Here is a 3,642-nt window from a genome sequence, read left to right as displayed (position 1 = left end):
TGGGATCACGTCAACGCAGGTACGTCTGGTTCAGACGATTGGCGTAAACCTATCGAAGCTTAATCACTTTGATTTTCAGAGGCTTCCTACAGGAAGCCTCCTGAAAGCCTTAACCCCAAATTACCGTTGTCGCGGTAATTTGTATTTAAGGTTTTTGTGCTTGGTGTTAACGATAGGAGAGACGTATGGCGACATTGGCGTACACCATCAATATTGAAGGACTCGGCGATGATGCCTTCTCGCTGCAACGCAAACCTGCGAAACGCAAGTTATGTGTCCAATACCGTGAAAGTGTCCCACCTAAGCAATATCAGTGGACGATAACTCCAGAACACCTCTCTACGATGCAGTCGATTCTTGAAGCGAGTCGGGGAGCACTATGACAATGACTACCTATACTATTCAACCGGGGGATACCTTACTCCAAATTGCTATTGATCAAGGCGTCGAATATGTCGACCTCTTGACGCTGAATCCGCAATGTCAGACTGACCCAAATTACATTCGGGCGGGAGATACCTTAACACTACCTAAAGAAGTGATCATTGAGGTGCCTGAACCCGATTATTCGCCTGAGCCACCCAGTACAGCGCTAGAGCCAAAATGTACTGGAGAAATTCTTAGTGCGCCTGTATGTCAGGGCATCGATGTCCATGACGTGCTGTTTTTTACTGGGGATTCACCAACAGACTATTACTGTTTGGCGCAAGAGGATCAAGCAAAGCTCAAACAAGAAATTCAGATCACCGACGAGCTGATTCAAGCCTATAAAACGCTGCTAGAAAACGCACCCAGTGGCGACAACATTGACCCCGCTGAGATGCAGCAGCATGCGCTAAAGAAAAAGGCGTGGCTTGAGCAGTGCGTCTATGCAGGGGCCATCAAGGTAGACGCGCCAAAAAACACCGCAGCAGGCACCGCGACTCAGTCTGCGGAACAACCAAAAACACAAAACTACATCGCAAGCAAAATCGCTGAACTTGAGAAACGCCGCGCGTTAGTGAACACTTATGTCCCGTACTTCTCTGAGCCATCCACCATCACGGTGCGCGATAACGTTCTCGCCGCTCTCGAGAAAGAGCTCGCCTACTGGCAGGATTTAGCGAAGAGACCCGTTGTACCAGAGTCTTCCAACAAACAAAGTGTTGATCTTAACAAGATGAACCACAAAACGCTTGAACGCACACCCGCGAAAAGACATGTGCTAGAAGCCTGGCTCGTGAGCGAAAATCGACTTGTGTACCTGCGAGCGGATTTTGTCGAGCGTGCCAAAAACAACTGGAAACAAAATACCGTTAATGCCGAAGTCACTCGAGCCTTAGAAGCGAGGGACTGGCAAGGGCTAAAGCAAGCCTTTATCCAAGACATTAAAAAAGGCATTCGCAATGATATCGAGACCAGTAAGCTAGAGGCTGTCTTTGACAACTGGAAAGCGGACGGTTGGAAAGCCCATGAATGGAAAGCGACTCAAAAGCTGCATGATGACAATGGCGAAGTTCTTTTTGCCAGCTCTCAAGAGGCGCAACTACTGCGCTTTGCTGCCCAAGCCAGCGTCAAAAATACGATTGAACCATCCGAAGGCAAAATAGATATTGGCATTGGTGCGGAGGCCAGTTTCGCTCTGGCTGAAGGTGCGGTTGGGCTTCACCGTTACTTCCCCTATGAAGGTGGCTATACCCTAGAGCTTAGCTATCTTGATGCCAACAAACAGCCTGCCGTCTATCCTTTTGGTCACTTTAGAGCCAAAGTTAGCTTAATGCTCAGCTGTTTTGTTGGTGCGATGACCAGCGGGCGCTTAGAACTCACTAATCAAGCCAACAACAACCCCGGCCACCAAATACTGCTCTCTCCAAGCGTTAGTATGGGTACCAATGCTTCTGGCGGTGTCGGCGTGAAAGGCGATATTTTTGGTGGTGCTCAAGTTGGAGGTCAGGTTGAAGGGGGGCTGGAATGGAAAGCGCCGCAAGATACCAAACTGGATAAGGTGTTTGATTTCGCCACCCTCGCCAAAGTGGGTGCCAACGGCAATGTGGCTATTGGTGCCGGAGCGGGTTGGGATTTCCAATTGGCGCTCGATGGTGGGAAATTCATCTTTAATTGTTCAGGGCGCTTAGTGTTTGGCCCTGGCGCTAGTGGTGGATTTGGCACTACCGTTGATTTTGAGCAGTTATGGCAACTCGCGGTTATATTGTTTAAAGGCTTAAAAGCAACCGATTACCGCGTTCTGGATAATCTAGATAGTCGCGTTTACGAGCACCTTATGCTGTCTAGTTATATGGCTTTTGCTAGCAATATGATTGCTGATCCGCAAGAGGCGCTTAAACAGGCGGTAATGACCAGTCGGCAAGCAATCAATACTTGGTGGGGTAAGCGAATGACTCTGTGGGACAAAGAGTCTGAGCGGAAAAGAGAAGCTTTTCGTCTAGCTCGGCGGATCACTAAACATTTCAACCCTAATGGGCACGACGTGACCGGTGAGGTGCCGTTTGAAGAATTGTTGCCTGAGGCCGTCGGTATTATGCTGAATACCTTAGTGACAACGTTTTATTTGTCATGGGAAGAGGAGCAAGAAAAGGCGATCTATATATTATTGCTTGGTGGGGTTAAAACGTGGCGACGTTTTGAAGAGGTGCTCACACGTATGAATGCCACGGGTGAAAAACCGCCAGGCGGTAAACAAGCAGAAGACAAAGCGTTGTTTGACAATTTGGCGCGCATTAATGCGATATTAGATGGCGAACAACAGACAAGCTTTAACAACTGGGTATTAAAACTGGCGCAAGTGAAGGAAATCAACGAGAGCAACTTTGCTCAAATGCACCCGTTTGCGCCGCGATCCGGCTGGAGTTGGAGGCAGAAGAGGGAGACAGTTGAACGGCAAATCGCGCGTTTAAATAACAACAACGGTTACTATATTTAACCACAGCGACCGCCGTAAGGCGGTCGTTTTCGATGCTAATAAGCTTGCTCCGTGCTTTGGACGGAGCAGCGAAACCCTGAACGGTATGACAGATTATCACTTACTATCGGGTCAAATGCGCGGGCGGCAGTGACCATACCTCCCCCACCTCGAATAACTTTATACTCACCCTTTTCTGGGCCTTGTGGATCAAGTTTAGGCGACACTTTATAATAATCTTTAGCGTACCAATCATTGACCCACTCCTCGGCATTTTCAGTCATATCATAAAGACCAAGTGGATTGGGTGCAAACATACCAACCGTTTTTAGGCCTGTGGCGATGTTAGCGGTTTTATCGGTAAACTCTTCATAACCACCTAATTCTGGATTATGGAAACCCCGTCCCCTAAACTGGATAAAGCCATTGTTGGTTGCGTAGTAGAGTTTTTGACCACGGCTGCGTGCAGCGTATTCCCATTGGGCTTCGGTAGGCAAATCGAAGGGCAGAGCTGTTAACTGCCCCAACCACTGACAATAGTTTTTTGCATCTTGCCAATTTACAAGTCTTGCTGGTTTTTTAATAAAGCTCGATAAAAAAATCTTATAATCGCTTGACCCTCGTTCAAGGTATTTTTCTTCATAATCAAACTGCTCAAACGGTCTACCTAATGTTTGTAAATAAACATCATAATCCAGCAACTCCGCTTCATACTTTGACAACGAATAACTGCTTAGGGTGAC

At 47.6% G+C, this 3,642-nt stretch carries 3 protein-coding genes and 1 pseudogene; 3 read left to right on the top strand and 1 reads right to left on the bottom strand.

Annotation, left to right across the window (positions count from 1 at the left end; all coding sequences use genetic code 11):
- The 3 genes and pseudogenes from ACQEXT_RS21120 to ACQEXT_RS21110 all read left to right on the top strand — a co-directional run.
- Positions 1–63: pseudogene (locus tag ACQEXT_RS21120) on the top strand (type VI secretion system tube protein Hcp); the annotation flags it as partial.
- Positions 64–185: 122 nt separating this feature from the next.
- The gene (locus ACQEXT_RS21115) at positions 186–383 is read left to right on the top strand and encodes a hypothetical protein (RefSeq protein WP_426953436.1); all 198 of its coding nucleotides are present in this window, start codon (positions 186–188) and stop codon (positions 381–383) included.
- A 2-nt stretch (positions 384–385) separates the two neighbouring features.
- Positions 386–2,920: a LysM peptidoglycan-binding domain-containing protein gene (locus ACQEXT_RS21110; protein ID WP_426953434.1), complete on the top strand. Its 2,535-nt coding sequence runs from the start codon at positions 386–388 to the stop codon at positions 2,918–2,920.
- Between the two features lie 35 nt (positions 2,921–2,955).
- Here ACQEXT_RS21110 and ACQEXT_RS21105 read toward each other — a convergent pair.
- On the bottom strand, positions 2,956–3,642 hold a 687-nt coding region (locus ACQEXT_RS21105), incomplete at its 5' end, for a formylglycine-generating enzyme family protein (protein ID WP_426953433.1).

The organism is Vibrio sp. TRT 29B02, from assembly GCF_050113655.1.
Lineage (GTDB): Bacteria > Pseudomonadota > Gammaproteobacteria > Enterobacterales > Vibrionaceae > Vibrio.
This window is presented reverse-complemented; position numbering and strand designations above follow the sequence as displayed.